The 21,549-nt window shown below is 51.3% G+C and carries 23 protein-coding genes and 1 other annotated feature; of the genes, 11 read left to right on the forward strand and 12 right to left on the reverse strand.

Annotated features, from left to right (window positions below):
- Positions 1-28 precede the first annotated feature (28 nt).
- Positions 29-496: a DUF2004 domain-containing protein gene (locus DQM29_RS13000; protein WP_111741086.1), complete on the forward strand. Its 468-nt coding sequence runs from the start codon at positions 29-31 to the stop codon at positions 494-496.
- 179 nt (positions 497-675) lie between these two features.
- On the opposite strand, the gene DQM29_RS13005 is transcribed toward DQM29_RS13000, so the two are convergent.
- Entirely contained in the window at positions 676-1,173 is a 498-nt protein-coding gene (locus DQM29_RS13005; protein WP_197708827.1) for a hypothetical protein, read from the reverse strand.
- Between the two features lie 285 nt (positions 1,174-1,458).
- Between DQM29_RS13005 and symE the strand changes: the two genes are divergently transcribed.
- Positions 1,459-1,794: an endoribonuclease SymE gene (symE, locus tag DQM29_RS13010; protein ID WP_111741087.1), complete on the forward strand. Its 336-nt coding sequence runs from the start codon at positions 1,459-1,461 to the stop codon at positions 1,792-1,794.
- A 65-nt stretch (positions 1,795-1,859) separates the two neighbouring features.
- Here the strand turns inward: symE and tal are convergent, their stop codons facing one another.
- The gene (tal, locus tag DQM29_RS13015; RefSeq protein WP_111742094.1) at positions 1,860-2,813 is read right to left on the reverse strand and encodes a transaldolase; all 954 of its coding nucleotides are present in this window, start codon (positions 2,811-2,813) and stop codon (positions 1,860-1,862) included.
- Positions 2,814-3,062: 249 nt separating this feature from the next.
- On the opposite strand from tal, the gene yaaA reads away from it, so the two are divergent.
- Positions 3,063-3,842, forward strand: a complete 780-nt coding sequence (yaaA, locus tag DQM29_RS13020) for a peroxide stress protein YaaA (protein WP_111741088.1) — start codon at positions 3,063-3,065, stop codon at positions 3,840-3,842.
- Positions 3,843-3,933: 91 nt separating this feature from the next.
- Here yaaA and thrC read toward each other — a convergent pair whose 3' ends face one another.
- From thrC to DQM29_RS18210, 4 genes are all read right to left on the reverse strand, one after another.
- A complete protein-coding gene (gene thrC, locus DQM29_RS13025) occupies positions 3,934-5,223 on the reverse strand; it encodes a threonine synthase (protein ID WP_111741089.1) in 1,290 nt (429 codons plus the stop codon).
- 18 nt (positions 5,224-5,241) lie between these two features.
- Positions 5,242-6,171: a homoserine kinase gene (gene thrB, locus DQM29_RS13030; RefSeq protein WP_111741090.1), complete on the reverse strand. Its 930-nt coding sequence runs from the start codon at positions 6,169-6,171 to the stop codon at positions 5,242-5,244.
- Position 6,172: 1 nt separating this feature from the next.
- Positions 6,173-8,632, reverse strand: a complete 2,460-nt coding sequence (gene thrA / locus DQM29_RS13035) for a bifunctional aspartate kinase/homoserine dehydrogenase I (RefSeq protein WP_111741091.1) — start codon at positions 8,630-8,632, stop codon at positions 6,173-6,175.
- 64 nt (positions 8,633-8,696) lie between these two features.
- Positions 8,697-8,818, reverse strand: a sequence feature (Thr leader region).
- Positions 8,751-8,891, reverse strand: a complete 141-nt coding sequence (locus tag DQM29_RS18210; RefSeq protein ID WP_170126532.1) for a hypothetical protein — start codon at positions 8,889-8,891, stop codon at positions 8,751-8,753. It overlaps the preceding feature by 68 nt.
- Before the next feature lie 852 nt (positions 8,892-9,743).
- On the opposite strand from DQM29_RS18210, the gene arcA reads away from it, so the two are divergent.
- A complete protein-coding gene (gene arcA, locus DQM29_RS13040) occupies positions 9,744-10,463 on the forward strand; it encodes a two-component system response regulator ArcA (protein WP_111741092.1) in 720 nt (239 codons plus the stop codon).
- Between the two features lie 64 nt (positions 10,464-10,527).
- Here the strand turns inward: arcA and creA are convergent, their stop codons facing one another.
- Positions 10,528-11,010: a protein CreA gene (creA, locus tag DQM29_RS13045; protein WP_111741093.1), complete on the reverse strand. Its 483-nt coding sequence runs from the start codon at positions 11,008-11,010 to the stop codon at positions 10,528-10,530.
- Positions 11,011-11,276: 266 nt separating this feature from the next.
- Here creA and robA point away from each other — a divergent pair, with 266 nt between their 5' ends.
- Positions 11,277-12,146, forward strand: a complete 870-nt coding sequence (gene robA / locus DQM29_RS13050; protein ID WP_111741094.1) for an MDR efflux pump AcrAB transcriptional activator RobA — start codon at positions 11,277-11,279, stop codon at positions 12,144-12,146.
- Here the strand turns inward: robA and gpmB are convergent.
- Positions 12,143-12,790: a 2,3-diphosphoglycerate-dependent phosphoglycerate mutase GpmB gene (gene gpmB / locus DQM29_RS13055; protein WP_111741095.1), complete on the reverse strand. Its 648-nt coding sequence runs from the start codon at positions 12,788-12,790 to the stop codon at positions 12,143-12,145. The two genes, robA and gpmB, sit on opposite strands and share 4 nt — an antisense overlap.
- A gap of 57 nt (positions 12,791-12,847) precedes the next feature.
- Between gpmB and yjjX the strand changes: the two genes are divergently transcribed.
- A complete protein-coding gene (gene yjjX, locus DQM29_RS13060; protein WP_111741096.1) occupies positions 12,848-13,375 on the forward strand; it encodes an inosine/xanthosine triphosphatase in 528 nt (175 codons plus the stop codon).
- A gap of 42 nt (positions 13,376-13,417) precedes the next feature.
- Here the strand turns inward: yjjX and trpR are convergent, their stop codons facing one another.
- Entirely contained in the window at positions 13,418-13,717 is a 300-nt protein-coding gene (trpR, locus tag DQM29_RS13065; RefSeq protein ID WP_111741097.1) for a trp operon repressor, read from the reverse strand.
- A gap of 131 nt (positions 13,718-13,848) precedes the next feature.
- Positions 13,849-15,789 (reverse strand): murein transglycosylase, encoded by a 1,941-nt coding sequence (sltY, locus tag DQM29_RS13070; RefSeq protein WP_111741098.1) that lies wholly within the window; start codon positions 15,787-15,789, stop codon positions 13,849-13,851.
- Between the two features lie 280 nt (positions 15,790-16,069).
- On the opposite strand from sltY, the gene ettA reads away from it, so the two are divergent.
- On the forward strand, positions 16,070-17,737 hold the full coding sequence (gene ettA, locus DQM29_RS13075; RefSeq protein ID WP_111741099.1) for an energy-dependent translational throttle protein EttA: 1,668 nt from the start codon (positions 16,070-16,072) through the stop codon (positions 17,735-17,737).
- A gap of 87 nt (positions 17,738-17,824) precedes the next feature.
- Positions 17,825-18,754 (forward strand): IS1595 family transposase, encoded by a 930-nt coding sequence (locus DQM29_RS13080; RefSeq protein ID WP_415270868.1) that lies wholly within the window; start codon positions 17,825-17,827, stop codon positions 18,752-18,754.
- A gap of 156 nt (positions 18,755-18,910) precedes the next feature.
- Here DQM29_RS13080 and DQM29_RS13085 read toward each other — a convergent pair whose 3' ends face one another.
- On the reverse strand, positions 18,911-19,237 hold the full coding sequence (locus DQM29_RS13085; RefSeq protein ID WP_111741101.1) for a hypothetical protein: 327 nt from the start codon (positions 19,235-19,237) through the stop codon (positions 18,911-18,913).
- Positions 19,238-19,767: 530 nt separating this feature from the next.
- On the opposite strand from DQM29_RS13085, the gene DQM29_RS13095 reads away from it, so the two are divergent.
- Positions 19,768-19,950 carry a hypothetical protein gene (locus DQM29_RS13095; RefSeq protein ID WP_111741103.1) on the forward strand — a complete coding sequence of 61 codons (183 nt, stop codon included), beginning with the start codon at positions 19,768-19,770 and terminating at the stop codon, positions 19,948-19,950.
- Here DQM29_RS13095 and DQM29_RS13100 read toward each other — a convergent pair.
- Positions 19,947-20,255 (reverse strand): helix-turn-helix domain-containing protein, encoded by a 309-nt coding sequence (locus tag DQM29_RS13100; protein WP_111741104.1) that lies wholly within the window; start codon positions 20,253-20,255, stop codon positions 19,947-19,949. The genes DQM29_RS13095 and DQM29_RS13100 overlap by 4 nt on opposite strands.
- A gap of 111 nt (positions 20,256-20,366) precedes the next feature.
- Between DQM29_RS13100 and DQM29_RS13105 the strand changes: the two genes are divergently transcribed.
- Positions 20,367-20,750, forward strand: a complete 384-nt coding sequence (locus DQM29_RS13105) for a hypothetical protein (RefSeq protein ID WP_111741105.1) — start codon at positions 20,367-20,369, stop codon at positions 20,748-20,750.
- A 138-nt stretch (positions 20,751-20,888) separates the two neighbouring features.
- Complete coding sequence (locus tag DQM29_RS13110) at positions 20,889-21,533, forward strand: Rossmann-fold NAD(P)-binding domain-containing protein (protein WP_111741106.1); 645 nt, start codon at positions 20,889-20,891, stop codon at positions 21,531-21,533.
- Positions 21,534-21,549: the final 16 nt, after the last annotated feature.

The following is a 21,549-nucleotide window of genomic DNA, read 5'->3' on the forward strand; positions in this document are numbered from 1 at the left end:
ATATTAAATATGAAAGGAATCGTTAGATATGAAAATGTTAGCAAGTAAAGTATTTGATGAACGTTCCCTACCATTAGGAGAAGATTATGGCGATTATAATCTGAGCGTTCCGGGCGTTTCTGATTCAATTGGCATTTTTATTTCCGAGGCAACCATTGGGGATGACAACTCAATTATAAAAGCTGCCGCTTTTCTTGATAAGATTGAAAAGTGGAATAATGATTGTCGAAAAATATTTTTAGAAACTGAGAATGCTATCGTAAAAGACTATTTTGAATTTTATTTAGAAGAAGTCCCGCACGTTTTTGAGACAGAAAATCCAAGCCAAATATCAACGCAAGAAATGATTAATAAATTGAAGCTAAACGGCGTTGCAAGCCATGGCCGAGGGGCGGAGCAAAGTTTCAATGTAGATTTCACATTAGGGTACGATCAGCTATTGGTCATGAACTTTGATGCCGATTTTTCAACACAAGATATTACTTGGGAAAGTTAACATACCGATTGCAATAATTCCCTTTTAGTATGTTGTGCCGACGAACTTAAAAACCGGCGCTGTAAACAGCACCGGTTATGTCTGGCTGAAGGGCAAAAAGCCAATAGGACGCCAGTACATAAACCTGACATTCAAAATCCATAAGAAACTAGCAGGGGCAATAATAAGGCTTCGGAAAACTATTTTTTTGAGACCTTTATATATTCTTCAAGCTCATCACAAAAGCTCCCTTCATTTTGAAGGCCAGCACTTGCAATATCAGTCACTTTAATTTTCCCATCAACCTTTTCAAAGTCAATAAAATAGCCAAAAGCCCCCTGATCGTCGCACATTCCCCTGAGTTCGTTTGGTAACCGCATATTAATCAACTGGACACACTCTTTATTTTCGGGGAAATGAATTATGGATATTACTTCTGTCGAATTAGTTTTGATAGATGATTTCTTACGGTAAACCACTTCAGTCGATAGCTTAATAATATCTTCATTTTTCCTTAGAGCTGAAAAATCGGTCCATCTCTTCACTTTTTCTGATGAAATGTTCTCAATATACTGTACACCGCCCTTCGCCACCCCAATCACAATGCTTTCAGCCTCATCTTTTTGTATACATTGCTGAGCAAATGCAGAAGGAAACGAAGTAAAGAGCAAAACAACAAGTAGTGTGAATATTTTCATATACTCTCTTTCACATGTATTCACTATCTTCTTTCAATACCATTTCAGCCCTCAGAACTGCCGTACTTTATATAAACAGGCCATTATTTAACACATTCAGCAACGCTGCTCTGTCCTTTCAAAAAATATTGCTACCCGCCTCGAAATTCCAGATTTTCATTTAATTACATCTGGACTTACCCTCCCTCACTGATTAAATTTACAGGTGATATTTAACGCGATGCGAACGTGCGCCAACACGCCCGCACCGCTCATCACAGTCACTATTAAACAGGAATAGCAACAATGACTAACGCCGATTGTATTTCAGATCTGTTCGAACCAGAAGTCTCTCCCTCAAATAACCGCCAACTGAAGGTCGGATCTGCGAGCCGTTACCCGGATTACACCCGTATCCCGACAATTATGATGAAAGGCCAGTGGCTGGAAGAAGCAGGTTTCACCACCGACACCAAAGTAAACGTGCGGGTAATGAACGGCTGCATCGTTCTCACCGCCAAGCGGCCAGAGCCGGAACTGGTGCAGTCCCTGCGCCAGATGCGCAAGCTCTCCGCCCGTAAGCAAAAGCAGGTGCAGGAGTTTATCGAGGTGATTACCGGCAAAGCTCGTCGACTGGCGTAAAAAAAGCGTCCGAAGACGCTCTTCTATTGCCGGCCCGAAGGCCGGCATCGTCAAAACAAAGCCGATTACATCAAACCAACAATCATCGTTTCCAGCTTGCCCTGGTCAACGGCAAACTTGCGGATGCCGTCGGCCAGTTTTTCAACGGCCATCGGATCCTGATTGTGCTGCCAGTAGAACTCGGCTTCGGTCAGCGCCTGTGGGCGTGCCTTCACTTCACCGCTGTAGGACAGCTTACGCTCAAGCTCGCCCTGACTTTCAGACAGCTCTTTAAGCAGCGCTGGAGCGATGGTCAGGCGGTCACAGCCGGCCAGTTCGATGATTTCACCAGAGTTGCGGAAGCTGGCGCCCATCACTACGGTGCTATAGCCGTGCTGCTTGTAGTATTCATAAATAGCGGTAACGGAGATCACGCCCGGATCTTCCGCCGGAGCAAACTCTTTCTTGTCGCCGTTGGCCTTATACCAGTCCAGAATGCGGCCGACGAACGGAGAAATCAGGTAAACGCCCGCTTCGGCGCAGGCGCGAGCCTGGGCAAAGGAGAACAGCAGGGTCAGGTTACAGTTGATGCCCTCTTTCTCCAACTGCGCGGCGGCGCGAATGCCCTGCCAGGTGGAAGCCAGCTTGATAAGAATGCGATCGTTGGAGATGCCCGCATCGTTGTAGAGCTTAATCAGGCGCTTGGCCTTGGCGATGCTGGCCTCGGTGTCGTAAGACAGGCGCGCGTCTACTTCGGTAGAAATGCGACCGGGGATCAGCTTGAGAATTTCAAGGCCGATATTGACCGCCAGCTTGTCGGAAGCGTCAACGATCTGCTGTGCGCGATCGCTGCTCTGGCTCTTAGCCCAAGCGATAGCGTCGTCGATCAGCTTGCGGTATTCCGGCAGCTGAGCGGCGTTCAAAATCAGAGAGGGGTTGGTGGTAGCATCCTGCGGCTTGTAGAGTTTCATGGCGGCGATATCGCCGGTATCCGCGACTACCGTGGTGATCTTGCGTAAAGAGGTAAGTTTATCAGTCATGATCGTTCTCGTGTTGAGCCAGTCGGCCTTGGTCATTGGGATTTATCGATAATAACACGACTTATTTCGGGTGTAACGATGTCGGCTCTCGTTCTGTGAAACGATACAGCAACCAACCACCGCTATATTAATTAACCAAATGATAATAAGGATAAAATACCTAGCAGTTTGTTACCCTATTGAATCTATCGATTTTTCCACCGCTGATTTCTGGTACATTGTTACGTAAATGTATTTCAGGAGCTGACTATGCTGATCGCAATCTCCCCTGCCAAAACGCTGGACTACACCAGCCCGCTGGTAACAGCGCGCTACACTCAACCCGAGATGCTGGATCAGTCTGAACGGCTGATAAAACGATGCCGCAAACTGACTCCCGCACAGATCGGAAGCCTGATGAGCATTAGCGACAAGCTTTCCGGGCTTAATGCCGCTCGCTTTGCGGAATGGACACCCGAATTCACGCCGGAAAACGCCCGTCAGGCACTGCTGGCGTTCAAAGGCGACGTCTATACCGGGCTGCACGTTGAGGACTTCAGCGAGCAGGATTTCGACTTCGCTCAAGAGCATTTGCGTATGCTTTCCGGCCTTTACGGCGTGCTGCGCCCGCTCGACCTGATGCAGGCCTATCGGCTGGAGATGGGCACCAAGCTTGAGAACGAGCGCGGTAAGGATCTGTATGCTTTCTGGGGCAAACGCATTGCCGAAAAGCTGAATCAGGCGCTTGACGAGCAGGGAGACCGCATTCTGGTCAATCTGGCCTCTGATGAATACTTTAAAGCGGTGCAAACCACAGCACTAAACGCCACCATCATCAAACCGACCTTCCTCGATGAGAAGAACGGCAAATACAAAATCATCAGCTTCTACGCCAAAAAGGCGCGCGGGCTGATGAGCCGGTTTATTATCAAAAATCGTCTGACAATGCCGGAACAGCTGGTGGACTTTAATCTTGAAGGCTATCAGTTTGACGAGAGCGCTTCCGCCGGGAATGAGCTGGTGTTTAAGCGCCCCGAGCAGCACGCCTAGGCTGAACGCTATAACCTAAGCGTATTGAATCTATTAAGCATAAAAGCCCCCTTTGCCTCACAGACAAAGGGGCTTTTTTATTAAGGTACGCTTACTTCGGCAGATCCATCAAAAAAGCGCGCAGCGGTGAAAAATCCGCCGGCAGATAGTGGGAAAGCAGCGGCAGCTCGGCTCTGTCCGCCAGCGCCTTCGGCAGCGGCAGCTCGGTCGCCAGAACCTCTTCCACCACCTCTTTAAACTTGGCCGGATGCGCCGTGCCCAGGAACAGGCCGTATTCGCCCTCTTTCAGGCTGTCGCGCAGCGCGCGGTAGGCGATAGCGCCGTGCGGCTCAGAGGTATAGCCCTTCTTCGCCAGCTCGCGCATTGTTTCACGGGTGGTTTCATCGCTAATGGCCTCATAGGCCAGGCTGCTTAAAGGCCAGTCTTTACGGCGGAACAGCTCCTCGATGCGCGGCCAGTTGTTAGGCTGGCTGACGTCCATGGCGTTAGACAGGGTAGCCACCGTCTTGTGCGGCTCCCAGCGGCCGCTCGCCAAATAGCGCGGCACCGTGTCGTTGGCGTTGGTCGCGGCGATAAAGCGCTTCACCGGCAGCCCCAGTGACTTCGCCAGCAGGCCTGCGGTCAGGTCACCGAAGTTGCCGCTGGGAACCGAGATCACCAGCTGATTGCGCTGCTCTGGAGTCAGCTGAGAGGCGGCCTCGAAGTAGTAGCAAATCTGCGCCAGCAGGCGGCTGATGTTGATGGAGTTCGCTGAGTTAAGCCCCAGTGCGACCTTTAAGTCTTCGTCGTCAAAAGCCTGCTTCACCAGCGCCTGACAGGCGTCAAAATCACCGTCGATGGCAACAGTATGGATATTGCCGCCTAGGGTACAGAATAGCTTCTCCTGCAGCGGGCTGATCTTTCCGTTAGGGTACAGGATCACCACGCGAACGTTCTTCAGGCCGTAGAAGGCGTGAGCCACCGCTGCACCGGTATCGCCTGACGTCGCCGTCAGAATGGTAACGGGCTTATCCCCCGCGACTTCCGCCAGCATCTGGGCCATGATGCGACCGCCAAAGTCTTTAAACGCCAGCGTTGGGCCGTGGAACAGTTCCAGCGTGCCAATATCCTCTTCCACACTCACTACCGGAGCGGGAAACTGGAATGCCTTAGCGACGCGCTCAGCGATGGCCTGCGCAGCAATTTCATCACCAATGTAGGCTGAAAGAATGCGGGCGCTGCGGCTGACGAGGTCCATCGCCAGCAGTTCGTTGATTTCTTGGGCGTCAAACGACGGCAGTTCGGCGGGGAAAAACAGCCCCTGCTGCTTGCCTAATCCTTGGCGCACCGCCTGACCAAAGCTGACCTGTTCGTTGTGATCTTTTAAGTTATACAGTTTCATTGTGTTGACTGATTTCCATTAGTTCAGTTGACGCGCGCCTGCGGTATCCAGACGGCAAATGTGAACGAAGCCTTCTTCATTCTGCACATAGTTTTTCTCAAGCCAGCTTTTCAGCCGCTGCGCCGTATCCAGACGATCGGTCACGGTAAACAGCGTTGGGCCGGAGCCTGAAATGCCGCACGCCAGCGCGCCGATGTCCTGAGCGGCTTTGCGCGCTTCGGCGAAGCCGGGCAACAGGCGGGTACGGTAAGGCTCCGCAATCACGTCCTGCATCAGCTTGGCCGCCAGCAGCGGCTGCTGGGTGTGGCAGGCGTGAACAAAGCCCGCCAGATAGCGCCCGTGGCGAATACAGTCCTGACGCAAATACTGGGCAGGTAAAATGGCGCGCGCCTCAGCGGTAGACACTTTAATGCCAGGGTAGGCCATCACCCAGTACCATTCGGCAAAGCCCGGTACGGACTGACTGATAATGCCGTTTTCTTCCAGCATTAGCTGCATGCCGCCCAAATAGCAGGGCGCCACGTTGTCGTAGTGAACGCTGCCAGAAATGCGCCCTTCCAGCTCGCCCATCATTGCCAGAAGCTCGGTTTCATCAAACGGCCTATCGCAGTATTCGTTCAGCGCCATTAGCCCGGCGACGACGGAGCAAGCGCTGGAGCCTAAACCCGAACCAATCGGCATATTCTTTTCCAGCACCATCGCTACCGGCAACTGACGCCCGAGGCGCTCACAAAACAGCTCCCAGCACTGGTAAACAATGTTCTCTTTAGGCTCGCTGGGAAGCTTGCCGACAAAGTGCCCTTGATTCGTCAGGCTAAAGCTGTCAGCCGCTTCGATGCTGACGCAGTCCCCCAGAAGCGTTCCGTCAGCTGGCGAGACCGCCGCGCCCAGCACGTCGAAGCCGACGCTAACGTTACCAATGGAGGCCGGTGCATAAATCTTAATCATGTCAAACTCCCAGTTTTCCTGACAGGGTACGCAGAACGTCAGCAAATACGCCCGCTGCCGTTACGTCATTGCCTGCACCGTAGCCTCGCAGCACCAGCGGCAGAGGCTGATAGTAGCGAGTGTAAAACGCCAGCGCGTTTTCACCGTTCTTCACTTTAAACAGCGGATCGTTATCGTCCACGGCTTCAATTTTCACACTGCACTGTCCGTCCTCAATCGCGCCGACATAGCGCAGCACTTTGCCCTCTTTGGCAGCAGCCTGAACGCGTTGCGCAAATTCTGCGTCCAGCTGCGGCAGTCGCTGCATAAACGCTGCGGTGTCACCACTGGCGTCAAAGGACGCAGGCAGTACAGAGTCTACCTTGATATCTTCCAGTTCCAGCGCATAGCCCGCCTCACGAGCTAAAATCAGCAACTTGCGCGCCACGTCCATACCGGACAAATCGTCGCGCGGATCCGGCTCAGTATAGCCCTTCTCTTTCGCCAGCCGAGTCGCCTCTGACAGGCTCAACCCTTCATCAAGCTTACCGAAGATAAACGACAGCGAGCCGGACAGGATACCGGAAAAGCGCAGCAGCTCGTCCCCGGCGTTCAGCAGGTTTTGCAGGTTCTCGATAACCGGCAGCCCGGCGCCAACGTTAGTATCGTACATAAACTTGCGGTTGCCTGCACTGGCAGCCTGCCGTAGCTGATGATAATAGTTCATCGAGCCGGTGTTGGCTTTCTTGTTCGGCGTCACCACGTGGAAGCCGTCGGCCAGGAAGTCTGCATACTGGGAAGCCACTTCTTCGCTCGACGTACAGTCAACAATCACGGGATTAAGCAGGTGGAACTCTTTCACCAGACGGATCAGCCTCCCCAGATTAAACGGCTCTTCTGCCGCCGCCAGCGCTTCGCGCCAGTTTTCTAGCGGCACCCCCAGAGTGCTAGTGACCATGCCGCGCGAGTTAGCGATGCCGCACACTCTCAGATCGATATTTTTCTGCTTCAGCCAGGGCTGCTGACGCTGAATTTGGTCCAGCAGCGCGCCGCCAACCCCACCGACACCGATAACGAACACGTCCAGTACCTGATTGGTTTCAAACAGCACCTGATGACTCGCTCTGACCGCAGTGATCGCCGAATCGTTGTTAACGACAGCCGAGATAGAGCGCTCTGACGAGCCCTGAGCGATAGCGACAATGTTGATATTGGCGCGAGCCAACGCGGTAAAAAAGCGCGCTGACATGCCGCGCAGCGTGCGCATGTTGTCGCCTATGACGGAAATGATTGCCAGCCGCTCAACCACGTCCAGCGTATCCAGCAGGCCGTCTTTCAGCTCCAGATAGAACTCATCTTCCAGCGCTTTCTTAGCGCGCGACAGCTCACCCTGAGGAATACAGAAGCTGATGCTGTATTCAGATGAAGACTGAGTGATCAGCACCACTGAAATCCCAGCGCGGGACATCACAGAAAACACCCGCGCCGCCATGCCGACCATGCCCTTCATGCCCGGACCGGAAACGTTAATCATCGCCATGTTGTTCAGGTTGGTAATGCCCTTGACCGGATAGCGATCGTCACCGCTTTCACGGCTAATCAGCGTGCCGGGAGCCTGAGGATTGGCGGTGTTCTTAATCAGACAGGGAATTTGGAACTGGGCGATAGGGGCGATAGTGCGAGGGTGAAGGACTTTGGCACCGAAGTAAGACAGCTCCATAGCCTCCTGATAGGACATCGATTTTAACAGCCTCGCCCCCGGCACAGAGCGCGGGTCACAGGTGTATACGCCGTCGACGTCAGTCCAGATTTCACAGCTGTCAGCGCGCAGGCAGGCAGCCAGCACCGCGGCGGAATAGTCGGAGCCGTTGCGCCCCAGAACGACTAATTCCCCCTTCTCGTTACCGGCAGTAAAGCCGGCCATCAGGATAATGTGATCCTGAGGAATTGCCATCTCCACTAGGCGGCGGCTGGACTCTGCGATATCTACAGTCGATTCTAAGTAGTGGCCGTGAGCCAATAGCATGGCGACTGGATTGATCACTGTCACCCCATAACCGCGCGCCTTAAAGACAGACTCCATGATGGCGATAGACAGCTTTTCACCGCGGCTGATGATGGAAGCATTTACGCTGTCCGGGCATTGGCCAAGCAGAGAAATGCCGTGCAGCACGTGCTTGAGCTGCGCGAATTCCTGCTCCACAAGACGACGAAGACCCTCTGCATCAAATCCCGGCTGGATTTTTTCCAAACCGCTCAGCAATTCTGAAAAAATCTGCTCTGCATCACGCATGTTGGTCATAACGTCCTGACCGGCGACGGTCTTTTCAATCATCGCCACCAGATGATTGGTTATTTTTGCCGGAGCGGAAAGCACGGTAGCCACTTGGCCCTGACGCGCGTTGTTCTCGATGATATCCGCGACGCGCACAAAGCGTTCGGAGTTTGCTACTGATGTACCGCCAAATTTCAGAACTCGCATTTTCGGCCTCTTTGCCTGTTCAAATTGTCGATTTTCCTACCGCTAGTCACGGTGAAAAATAAGCCAAAAAAAAGCCCGCACTCGATTTTCAACGGTGCGGGCTTTTTTTAGATTTTCTTTACGCGTCAGCCGCACCGCTCCCAGTAATGTCGGTGGTGGTGGTCGTCATAATAATGCGGCTGATGCTGTACATAATTCGGTTTGTCTCTGTCTTTGCACTTTCTACTGTGTGTTGTTCGTGTATTGTCAGTGGGCGCATTGTCTCGCGCCCTATACTGGTTAAAGCAAATACCTGTCAGAGTCAACTTTTTTTTCGTTTTTCAACAAAAAAGCACATTTTCTTTCTCATGCTGCATTTCAAAAAAATGAACTTTTTCACCGTATAATCAATCAATTAAATTGAACTTTAATTCTATGACCTGAAAAATGACTATTTTATACCTTTTTAGCAGTTTATTCATCTAAAAAGAACGTCTTTTTTAACGTTCTATCGACAGCCAACCTGACCTATCACTCTGTTATTTAAATAATAACATTTCACTTTTCGGAAAACATGCCCAACACATTATGTAGCAAAAATGATAACATTACGTTAAAATAAATTCCAAATATAAACAAGAATGCAATAAACACCTAACGAGACAAAAAACATGAATATGGCTATGAAAAACAGAGATTATATAGGAAAATCGTCGAGTCGAAATGGATGACACACGTCTCAAAATGAGAACAAAATGTGAGAAAAAGGTCAAAGAATGTCATTTCATATGCTCAAAATCTGTAGATTTTTCTCACAAATCGGCTAATGTGTTATAACTATTATTGACATATATCAACAAGCCCCAATTTTGTTGATTGGTAAAAGAGAGACTCCTGTTATATTACTGCCGCATAAAACGGCTACAGGCGATCGATTTTAACAAATCATGGGTATGTCGGGTCGCAAGTTTAGCCTAACCAGCGATTGTGTTGAAATTTGAAACAGCATTGAAGGGCAATATCCCTTACTGTGTGCAGTGGTCTGCCTTAACGAGAGCGTCATGATTCGGCGCCAAGTCGGGATCGCTGTAATATTACAATTTGATTTTGTTGGCAAACTTAGGTAACAGACATGCAAACCCCGCATATCCTGATCGTTGAAGACGAATTAGTAACTCGTAACACGTTAAAAAGCATTTTCGAGGCGGAAGGATACGTTGTCTTTGAAGCCAATGATGGTGCAGAAATGCATCGGATTTTGTCCGACCACAGCATCAATCTGGTTATCATGGATATCAACCTACCCGGTAAAAACGGCCTACTGCTTGCGCGGGAACTGCGCGAACAGGCCGCAGTCGCCCTTATGTTCCTGACCGGCAGAGATAACGAAGTCGATAAGATCCTTGGTCTGGAAATTGGAGCCGACGACTACATTACCAAACCTTTCAACCCGCGTGAGTTGACCATTCGCGCGAGGAATCTGCTGTCCCGCACCATGAACCTCGGTGCCGGCGCGAGCGAAGAGCGTAAACAGGTAGAAAACTACCGCTTTAACGGCTGGACGCTGGACATCAACAGCCGTTCACTGATCGATCCAAGCGGTGAAATGTTCAAGCTGCCTCGCAGCGAGTTTCGCGCCATGCTTCACTTTTGTGAAAACCCCGGCAAGATCCAGTCGCGCGAAGAGCTGCTGAAGAAAATGACCGGGCGCGAGCTTAAACCGCACGATCGCACCGTAGACGTGACGATTCGTCGCATTCGCAAGCACTTTGAATCAACGCCGGATACGCCAGAAATCATCGCGACCATTCACGGTGAAGGCTATCGCTTCTGCGGTGACTTGGAAGAATAAGAACTCAGTCTGGTTCTGAGATGAAAAAGCCTCCGCAAAACGGAGGCTTTTTTAATGGAATAACTTACTTCCCTTCCTGAGCCCAGGGAATGATCGGTACTGTGCTAAGAGCATTTTTCGGCGAGCCGTCCACCAGCTTGTCGGAGTAAACCAGATACACTAGCGTGTTGCGCTTATCATCGTAAAAACGGACAACCTGCATGGATTTAAATACTATTGACGTCCGTTTTTTAAAGACTGTTTCACCGTCAGCCTTGCGGTTTTTAATCCTGTCACTCAGGGAAATCGGGCCAATCTGAATGCAGGAAAGCGCACCGTCGGCGGTGTCTTCCGCTAGCCCCAGCCCACCTTTGATGCCGCCCGTTTTCGCCCTGCTCAAGTAGCAGGTCACGTTTTGCACGTCAGGATCGTCAAATGCTTCAATCACAATCTTGTGATCCGGTCCAAGCAGCTTAAACACGGTATCAACCGAACCGATCTGCTCGGCGTTCGCAGCGCCGAGTCCCAAAAAAGCCAGTAGGCTCGCAGCCAGAATCCCCTTTTTCACGCTTTTTCTCCGATAAATATCATAGCTAGTACCGGCAATGCCCCATTTAATTATGAATAAAATAGTCCACCTAATCGCAGGGCAGGGTATTGCGTCGCCCCCACTAACTTGGTAAAAAGTGCTATCCCGAACCGCTGGAAACGTTAACAATGTGCTTTATTCTAGGCGATTTTACTACCCTAAAATAAATACATCGTTAATTTACACTACGCATCGGTACTATCACTCTGTAGATAATGTGCCCTATATCATGAGGAAGTCTTTTTATGGATCAAGCCAGTATTATCCACGATCTCTTGGACTGGCTGGAAAGTCATCTCGATCAACCCCTTGCATTGGATAACGTAGCGGCAAAGTCGGGCTATTCCAAGTGGCACCTACAGAGGATGTTTAAAGAGGTGACAGGCCAGGCTATTGGTTCTTACATTCGAGCCAGACGTTTGTCGAAAGCTGCCGTTGCCCTTCGGCTGACTTCACGCCCTATACTGGACGTTGCGCTACAGTACCGCTTTGACTCTCAGCAGACCTTTACCCGCGCGTTCAAAAAGCAGTTTACTCAAACGCCTGCATTTTACCGCCGCTCAGACACCTGGAGCGCCGTTGGCATTTGTCCGCCAATTAAGCTCTCAGGCAACAATCTGGTTCCCGTTGAGTATGTGACTCAGCCAGAGAAGCGCCTAGTTGGCATTACACAAAGCTATACCTGCACGCTGGAAGATCTGACAAAGTCGAGAACGGAAATCCGCACCCAGTTCTGGAAACACTATCTCGGCGATAGGCTATCGGAGATCCCGCCGGTACTTTACGGCCTGAACCACACGCGCCCTAGTCAGGAAAAAGACGACGAACAAGAAGTATTCTATACCACCGCGCTTGAAGAGCAGCACCTGCCGCCCGGCGTTGAGGGAGAGCCGGTCGTTGTACCTGAAGGGGAATATGCCCTGTTTCGCTATAACGGCTCACCGAACGGGCTTCAGCAGTTCATTCTGTCGCTATATGGAACTTGCCTGCCGCTGCTCAAGCTGACTCGCCGCAAGGGAGCCGATCTGGAAATCTTCTACCCTAAAAACGTCAAGGTAGGAGGCGAGCCGCCAGCCGTAATTAATGCCGCCTACCTGATCCCGATCCAGCGCTAGCGCTGGATCTCATCCAAACTGTTTTCCACCAGATGCTGGGTATCTCCGGCAAACTCCACGATCCACCCTGGCGCCAGCCAGGGGCTGTTCTGGCGTTCGACCAGCGATAAAGAACAGTTTCTTAAACGCAGGCGTCGTTCAGCATAGGGCGGCAGGCCAACAACACATCCAAGCAGGCTTCCTAGAGCAATACCGTGGCTGACCAGCAGCGGTCGACTCCCCTGCGGCAGATGAACACATTCATCCAGCGCGGACTTCATGCGCTCTGCCAGCTCGCTGAGTGTTTCCCCCTGAGGAATGCGCCCCTGAGGATTTCCGTTCAGGATCTGCAAACGCTGCTGTTCTTCCTCTGCTGTCAGGCTGTCGACAAGGCGCTGCTCCAGAATACCCATGTTTAATTCACGTAGCCGAGGATCAAATACGGGCTCAACGCCACAGTATTTTGCTATCAGGTCTGCTGTCTGCCGTGTGCGACCAAGATCGCTGGCAATAATGTGGGTAATACCCAGCTGCGCCAACCGTTTGCCCGCCTGACGAGCCTGTTGCTCTCCCTGTGACGTAAGCGGACTGTCCGTTTGCCCTTGAATTCTGCGCGCTACGTTCCATTCCGTTTCGCCATGGCGAATTAAGTATACCTGTGTCATACCTGTTATCCGTTATACTATGAAAATTCTTTTCCTACTGTTTCTAAAGCCATCAATATGTACCACGTTATTGCAGCAACAACCAACCCGGCAAAAATTAATGCCATTAGCCAGGCCTTTGACGATCTGTTCGGCCCAGACAGCTGCCGAATAGAGAGCGTTGAGGTCGACAGCGGTGTGCCCAATCAGCCGATTGGCGATAAAGAAACGCGCACCGGGGCGCGCCATCGGGTGATGTCCGCCCGTCAGGTTCGACCTGAGGCCGACTTTTGGATCGGCGTTGAAGCCGGTATTGACGATGATATGACATTTGCCTGGATTGTCATTGAAAATAAGCTGTGCCGTGGTGAAGCTCGTTCCGCCAGCCTGAAGCTTCCACCTATTGTGTTAAAAGGGCTACAGGAAGGCAAGGAGCTGGGCGACGAAATGGCTCAGCTAAGCGGCATCGAAAACATTGGCAAACAGGGTGGCGCTATCGGCCTTTTTACCGGCGGAAAGCTGTCGCGCACCAGCGTGTATCATCAGGCGCTGCTGCTGGCCTTTGTGCCTTTCCATAACGAAATCTATCAAACGGCGATTGAATAGCGAAAAAACGCCCGCTAAAAGCGGGCGGTTGCTGTTTTCGCATTATCGATCGGACAAAAGCGTCTCTTCCAGCCAGATGCGAAACTCCGGCTCGGCCACTTTAAGGCTATTTGAGCCTCGCGTTATTGTTGCAATACCGGCACCAAGCTCGCTTTTTAGCTCTCTTTGGCTCATCTTCCCGCGCATCAGCTCTTCAACGATCCTGACACGGGTTCCCAGCGCTTCGCGTTCATCGGGCGTTAACAAGAGCATCAGCAAATCCTGCTGATTGCCCTCGGCAAACGACTTTTCCAAGAGGTCAACGAACCCCTGCCATTCCTGCTGATGCTGAGCCTGCGACATACTATAAACCTCTACGAGTGAACCACATCGCTAGTACAATAGCATAAACGAGGCCAAAAGACAGAACTAAACGCCGCTTTTAGCCCGTTGGCTTTTAGCAACCAGAGAGGAATACACCAGTAAAAGCGTGACTAATAGACCCTACTCCACTCTGACTCTGTCATTACGATCCCCGGCTGGCTCATAAAGCTGCGGTAAAACAGATCGTAAGCCAGCACGTTTTTCACGTAGCCTCGGGTTTCCGTAAACGGAATGCTTTCCACAAAGGCTACTGCATCAAGGCGACCTGCGCTGTTGTTTAACCAACTGCTTACCCGATTTGGCCCCGCGTTATAGGCCGCTGCGGCTAATATGCGGTTCTGGCCGAACGTTTGATAAGTGTGCTCAAGGTAAGCGGTTCCCAACTGAATGTTGGTTTGCGGATCGAACAGCTGGCTAACATTGCTATAGAAGCTGATGTCGTTTTGCTTTGCCGTTTGTTTTGCCGTCGCGGGCATAAGCTGCATCAGACCACGTGCCCCCACGGGAGATTGAGCCTCAGGATTCCAAGCGCTTTCCTGTCGAGCGATTGCCATAGCAAAAGACACGGCGATATCTTTGTCATTGGTTGATGACTTGAACATCGACGGATAGGCCAGCGGGAAGCGCTCCTGAATGTGATCCCAAAGCTTAGCCACAATCGTCGCCTGAACGCTCAAGTCAGCCCAGTTCTGCTCATAGGCATACCGCGCCAGCCCTTCCTGCTCAGTTTTCGATACGCTTGAAACCAGATTGCGCCACTCACTGCGGGCCAGATTATCCATCCCCCAGTACATCAGTTCGCGAACTCGGCTGACTTCAGTACGCTGGATCAGCGCTGCCGTTGGCTTCACTGCGGTCTCTTGCTTAACCACATAAGGAACGCCGAGCCGCTGGGCTGCAACCATCGGATAGAACCCGCGCAGAGCCATTAGCTCACGCAGAATCGCCTCACCTTCACTTCGCTTGCCGCCGCTAATCAGTGCATCAGCCCGCCAGTAGCGCCACTCGTCCTTTGTGGCGGCCTCTGCTGGCAGGCGGCCAATCCACGTCGCAATACCTTTCTTATCGCCGTCGCTTAACGCCAAACGGATGCGGCGCTCAATAAGGTCCGTATTCTGGCTACGGGCGAGAACGCTGTCGCGCCAGGCTGCCTGTTGGCTGGTAACGGACGTACTCATCAGTCGCCCGGCAACGGCCTCTTCCAGTTCCTGCCGCTCCTGCTTGCTCATCTTCTGCTGACTGGCAATCTGCGGGATCAGAGACTGCGCTTTATTCGCGTCTTTACGCGCCGCTTGGGAGAGCGCCAAGCGCACCTCTTCTCGAGTAAAGTCAGTCGGCCCAAAGCTGCGGGAAAAAGCCTCCACAGTCATAGGATCCTTTTGCAGCCTGTTAAGCCCTTCTCCTATCGACTTGTAGCTGGCGGGAAGTTTCTTTGTTAAGGAAGTGACCAGAGAAGTATTGTTTTCCCGACTGGCTAAGCGAATGCGCGCCAGAATATTCTCAGGCGTTTGCAGCCCTGCTCTGCGCTGCGCATCAAACAGCTTGTCGCAGGACGAAGGCAGCGATTTACCACTCAGCCAGATCGCGTTAGCCTCAATATTGGCTTCCTGACGTGCGCCATTCACCCACTTGGCATAATAAAAGTTACAGCGAGCTGCAACAGAGGTCGGCGCATTCTGGGTAAACTGCACAATGCCTTTCCAGTCCTGCCTCCGGGCAAGCTCATTGATAAAGTTGGTTTTTAGATTATTAGCAAGAGGAAGCGTTGGATAACGCACCATAAAGCGATTTGCCTGTTTCAGATCAAGGGTGGTTAAATCCTGCGTCAGCTGGCGATACTCCAGATAGGGGTACAGCGGGTACTCTTTGAGCGTTGGCAGCAGTCGAGCAACTTCGTCCATTTGCTGGCTATCCCAAGCGCTTTTAATCTGCTGATACCGCTCTCGCTGGGCGTTTAGCGAATCAGCCCAGGCGCTTTGCAGTGAGAACACTGTCATCAGTCCAACCGCTACAGAGCCGCTTTTTACTAATTTTTGCCAACCATCCCTCATCCGAATCCTCTCTTTCTTAACCGTTGAATGTCACTCGCTCAGGCCGTTCGTAAACGTATACAGTATAGGTTATCCCTGTAGTCCATGTTTCATCTTGCCTGACGCTGGTTAGAGCCCTTTTTTATCATAGCGTTCAACGTGAGTCTTACTTTTACATTTGCCATGCGATCTTTCCCGCAGAGCTGCTACAGGCCGCGCGGATAAAATAGACTTCCCCCTGATAAACGCTACAATAGGCAGCAATTCTGTACACTACCATATCAATGGATATCATAAGGCTATGGCACAATACGTCTATACCATGCACCGCGTTGGAAAGGTTGTTCCTCCCAAGCGGCACATTCTGAAAAATATCTCTTTAAGCTTCTTCCCCGGCGCAAAAATCGGCGTGCTTGGCCTGAACGGCGCGGGTAAATCTACCCTGCTGCGCATTATGGCGGGTATCGATACCGATATTGAAGGCGAAGCACGCCCGCAGCCCGGCATCAAGATCGGCTACCTGCCGCAGGAGCCGAAGCTGAATCCGGAGCAGACCGTACGCGAGGCGGTTGAAGAAGCGGTTAGCGAAGTAAAAAACGCCCTGACCCGCCTAGATGAAATCTACGCCGCCTACGCCGAAGAGGACGCTGACTTCGACAAACTGGCCAAGCAGCAGGCTGAAATGGAAGCCATCATTCAGTCTCACGACGGCCACAATCTAGACAACCAGCTAGAGCGCGCTGCCGACGCGCTGCGTCTCCCCGCTTGGGATGCCAAAATCGAACACCTTTCAGGCGGTGAACGCCGCCGCGTTGCGCTGTGCCGTCTGCTGCTGGAAAAGCCGGACATGCTGCTGCTCGACGAGCCAACCAACCACTTGGACGCCGAATCCGTCGCCTGGCTGGAGCGCTTCCTGCACGACTACGAAGGCACTGTGGTCGCTATTACCCACGACCGCTACTTCCTCGACAACGTCGCCGGCTGGATCCTTGAGCTTGACCGCGGCGAAGGCATTCCGTGGGAAGGCAACTACTCTTCTTGGCTTGAACAAAAAGACCAGCGCCTGGCGCAGGAAGCCTCTGCTGAAGCCGCACGCCGCAAGTCTATTGAGAAAGAGCTGGAGTGGGTTCGTCAAGGCGCCAAGGGCCGTCAGGCTAAAGGCAAGGCTCGTTTAGCCCGCTTTGAAGAACTCAACAGCGTCGAGTATCAAAAGCGTAACGAAACCAGTGAGCTGTTTATTCCACCAGGGCCTCGCCTCGGCGACAAGGTACTGGAAGTGCAGAACCTGACCAAGTCCTACGGCGACCGCGTGCTTATCGACGATCTGTCGTTCTCTATCCCTAAAGGCGCTATCGTCGGCATTATCGGCCCGAACGGTGCGGGTAAATCTACGCTATTTCGCATGATTAACGGCGCTGAGCAGCCGGACTCCGGCAGCATCACGCTAGGCGAGACGGTAAAACTTGCCTCCGTCGACCAGTTCCGCGATGCGATGGACGACAAAAAAACGGTGTGGGAAGAGGTTTCCGGCGGTCTGGACATCATGAAGATCGGCAACGTTGAACTGCCGAGCCGAGCCTACGTTGGCCGCTTCAACTTCAAAGGTACCGATCAGGGCAAGCGCGTTGGTGAGCTGTCCGGCGGTGAGCGCGGGCGCCTGCATTTAGCCAAGCTGCTGCAGGTCGGCGGCAACATGCTGCTGCTCGACGAACCAACCAACGACCTTGACATAGAAACCCTGCGCGCGCTGGAGAACGCCCTGCTGGAGTTCCCAGGCTGCGCAATGGTTATCTCGCACGACCGCTGGTTCCTTGACCGCATCGCAACGCATATTCTGGACTACGTTGACGAAGGCAAGGTGGAGTTCTTCGAAGGTAACTTTACCGAGTACGAAGAGTGGAAGAAGCGCACTCTGGGCGCCGATGCCCTTGAGCCACACCGTATTAAGTACAAAAGAATCGCTAAATAAGCGAACTCTACCGCAATTTTCATTTATGCCCCTGCCTGTCAGGGGCATTTTTTTAGGGAATTATATACATGACTACCTAATTTCATTATGTGTTCAATTACTATAAGCGTCTTTCAGTTTATTCAGAAATTTCCTGACGAGAAATCAGCCAGAGCCTATATCGAGAGCAAACGCTGGGGAGACCATCCCCGCTGTCCCAAATGCGGCTCCGTCCATCGTATTCAGAAGCGGAAGATTGAGGGCTACTATCGCTGCCTTGCGTGCCCGCTGGACTTCACTGTCAGAACCGGAACGATATTCGAGCGATCGCACATACCGCTGCACAAGTGGCTCTTTGCTATCTATCAGGTCGTCACCGCCAGAAAAGGTATCTCATCGCTCCAGCTGTCGAAGGAGCTCGGGATAACGCAAAAGTCGGCGTGGTTCCTGCTGCAGAGGATCCGGTCGGCATTCGGCAAGAATGATGATGGCCAGAACGGATTCCTGTCAGGAATCGTCGAGGTCGATGAGACCTACATTGGCGGCAAAGAGACCAACAAGCATGCAAGCAAGAAGCTGAACGCGGGCCGCGGAACTGTCGGCAAGATCCCCGTCATTGGCATGATAGAGCGTGGTGGAGCTGTGAGAGCCATGGTTCTGAGCAGCACGAGCGCGAAGGCTATTCAGGCAGCCGTGAAGGCGGTAGTCGCGCCTGGTTCCGTGCTCTGCACCGATGAGCACGCATCGTACAAGGGAATGCCGGAATACAGCCACCATCCGGTCAATCACTCGGCGAAAGAGTTCGTTGATGGGATGGCAAGCACGAACAGCATTGAGAGCGTGTGGGCGCTGTTGAAGCGCGGATTCTACGGCACGTACCACTTCTTCAGCGGCAAGCACCTACAGCGGTATATAGACGAGTTCACGTTCCGCCTGAATCAGGGGAACGTGAAGTATAAGACAATGGAACGGGTAGATGCAGTATTAGGGAGAGCTTTCGGTTGTAGATTGAGTTATTCAAATTTGATAAAATGCTAAGTATGCCTATTTTTGAAGAAATCGTATGAGGATATTACGTGAGCATAACTAGAAAACGCACAATCGATTGTAACCGTGCGATGACGGCAAAAGCGGACATAATTTTTGTATATGACTTTCTAAGTGGCGTAGGTGATAAGTCCGAAGAACTTTATTTCATCGAAAGATATTGCAGCAACGCGAAACGATGTTCTTCACACGAAGTTGTTCATCTTTGTCCAATGCTTGATTTGTCTGATAATCAACTATAAGCCAACCTTCACTTATATCGAAATGACAACTGATCGTGCTGGAGCCCGTTGCAACCAGTTCGCTCGTCATCTCATTAATGGCTCTATTGAAGTCAAGCTGTTGAATATCAATCGACTTTCCGTCTGGGCCATGAACATGAAACACGATCTCTTGCACGTTATCAGAAAGGTTGGAGATTCGTGTTCTTCCGCTATTAATAACTTTTACTGTGTTGCATAGTGCTGTCTGCATAATATTCCTCATCCTAATCGTCTATTTGAAAATACTAAGAGCGTAAATCGCAGCCTGACAAACGTTGCTGGGGCACGACCAGACAATAACGTTCCCAGCAATACCCTTCCTAGTCGGTCCAAACCCTGCCATATACTGATTATATCGCTTGAGACGCGGGTCGCTGGCGTCCATTTCATAGAAGAAATTGGTTACCTGTAACGCCTTATCCCATTTCATCGAATATCTTGGTAATAGCCTTATCTTCCGAAGAACAGCTTTTTTCCACTCCGGCATGCCAAACACCTTTCGGCATATTGCGGCATCGAGCTCTGGTCCTATGCGCGGAAGAGTAAGTTTGTACATGAAGGCGTCTCTTTTTTAATTGATCAATCAATGCTTCCGTCACGACCTCACAAATTCCAATTGCATGACAAACGTCAATAAATCGCATCATCATTATTGATCAAAAACTAAGAAAACCTTAGTATTGCTGCGCGTTAAAGCAATCAAAACATCGATATTGAATAGCTATTTAAGGAGACAGCAGTATGAAGAGGATCATTACATCAATAGCTTTTAGCGGCTTGCTGCTTGCTGGGGTTGTCAATGCCGCCGAAGAACGGGAGAGCGGGGAAACGTGGGCTGATACTGCCTTTGAGTTGCTGGCTACCGTCAACAACCTGGCGGAAGTAGCCACAACGGTGACTACCAAAGGTCCAGCAGAAAACTAATCCCGGCGCTCTTGGGTTTGAGCGCAACGTAAAACAGCTTCTTTGCTGGTTTGGTCAAGAGGATGGAATGCTCGCAGCAGTTCCGCCTCTTCATCACCAGCCGCAAAGAAGAAGCTCGCAGGAACTTTCAAAACGTAAGCCAGGCGCTCAATGGTCGCAAAATCCGGCTCGTGCTTGCCGCGCTCATATTGATTCATTCGTGCGCTGGCGGACATCTCGTCGATGCCGACCAAGATGCCCAGCCATTCTTGGGAAATTCCAGCTGCCCGCCTTGCTTGTTTCAATCGTGTGGAAAAAACAGACATAAATGCCTCCAGTATCCATTGTAGAGGCTAATATCATCGTCGATCATTTATGGATAAATACTAAGAGAATTTTAGTACAAAACTACGGAATGGAGACATTGGGGAGATGTCATGAAGAAATGGGTAACAAATGCACTTATCACATCCGCATTGTTGGCAATGCAGACTGGGAGCATGTCATACGCAGATATGATTGCGGTCTATAAGGATGTGGATAAGGACAATATGATGACTTATATCATCCTCACCGATGAGCCCGCGACTAGGTATGGATGCGCGATAGGTCCTCACGTTCGCTATGCGAAAATCTCTGTCGGCACCACTCCATTCAGCATGGCAGAGTTCCAGAACGGCTGCTGGGTGAGCGATCGCCGCGGAACGATAAGCCTGCTGGCATTGCCTAGAGGCGAAATGGAAGGAGCGGCAGGCACGATATCAACTTCTCTTTTCGAGAAAACTAGACTGTTTGTTACGTGGGATTATGGTTTCGAGTAGTCCGGATGATGAGCCCACAAGAGTGGGCTTTTTCATACCCATACAGGGAGTTAAATATATAGTTCCCTTTTTTTAGCCGTTTTCAATCAGCTGTGCCACAATAATGATACGCAACTCTCTATTTAAAGAGGCCTTTATATGCCTATAAACGTATTGCTTTTAGGGGCAACCGGGCTGGTCGGTAGCCACCTGCTAAAGCTGCTTGTTGCAGATCCAAACGTCAGCCGAATCTATGCGCCCACTCGACGCCCGCTGGCTGGCCTAGGAGAGAAGGTTGAAAACCCGAATAATAGTGACTTGAAGCAGGCTTTGAATACGCTAACATCACCGATAGACATTGCCTTCTGTTGTCTGGGCACAACGCAAAAAACGGCAGGCAGTAAAGAAGCGTTTTACTACGCAGACGTCACCCTGCCGATCTACGGCGGAGATATCGCTCTCAGACTTGGAGCCACACATTATCTGGTAGTTAGTGCCCTTGGCGCCAGCGCCAGCTCGTGGTTTTTCTATAACCGTACCAAAGGGGAAATGGAGCAGCAGCTGATAGCACAAGGTTGGCCCCACTTGAGCATTGCCCGCCCCTCAATGCTTATTGGCGAACGCCAAGAGCCGAGGAAAACCGAGCAGATAGCCGCGCCGATCTTTCACTATTTTCCCGGAAAATGGAAGTCGATTCAGGCAAGCGACGTTGCCAGAACGCTCTGGCTACAGGCGTTTTCATCTTCCCCCGACGCGCTAACTGTCATTGAATCAGACGCTCTGCGCGCCATCGCCGAGCGCTAATTCACCGCATAGTTGA

It is taken from the genome of Leminorella richardii, from assembly GCF_900478135.1.
GTDB lineage: Bacteria > Pseudomonadota > Gammaproteobacteria > Enterobacterales > Enterobacteriaceae > Leminorella > Leminorella richardii.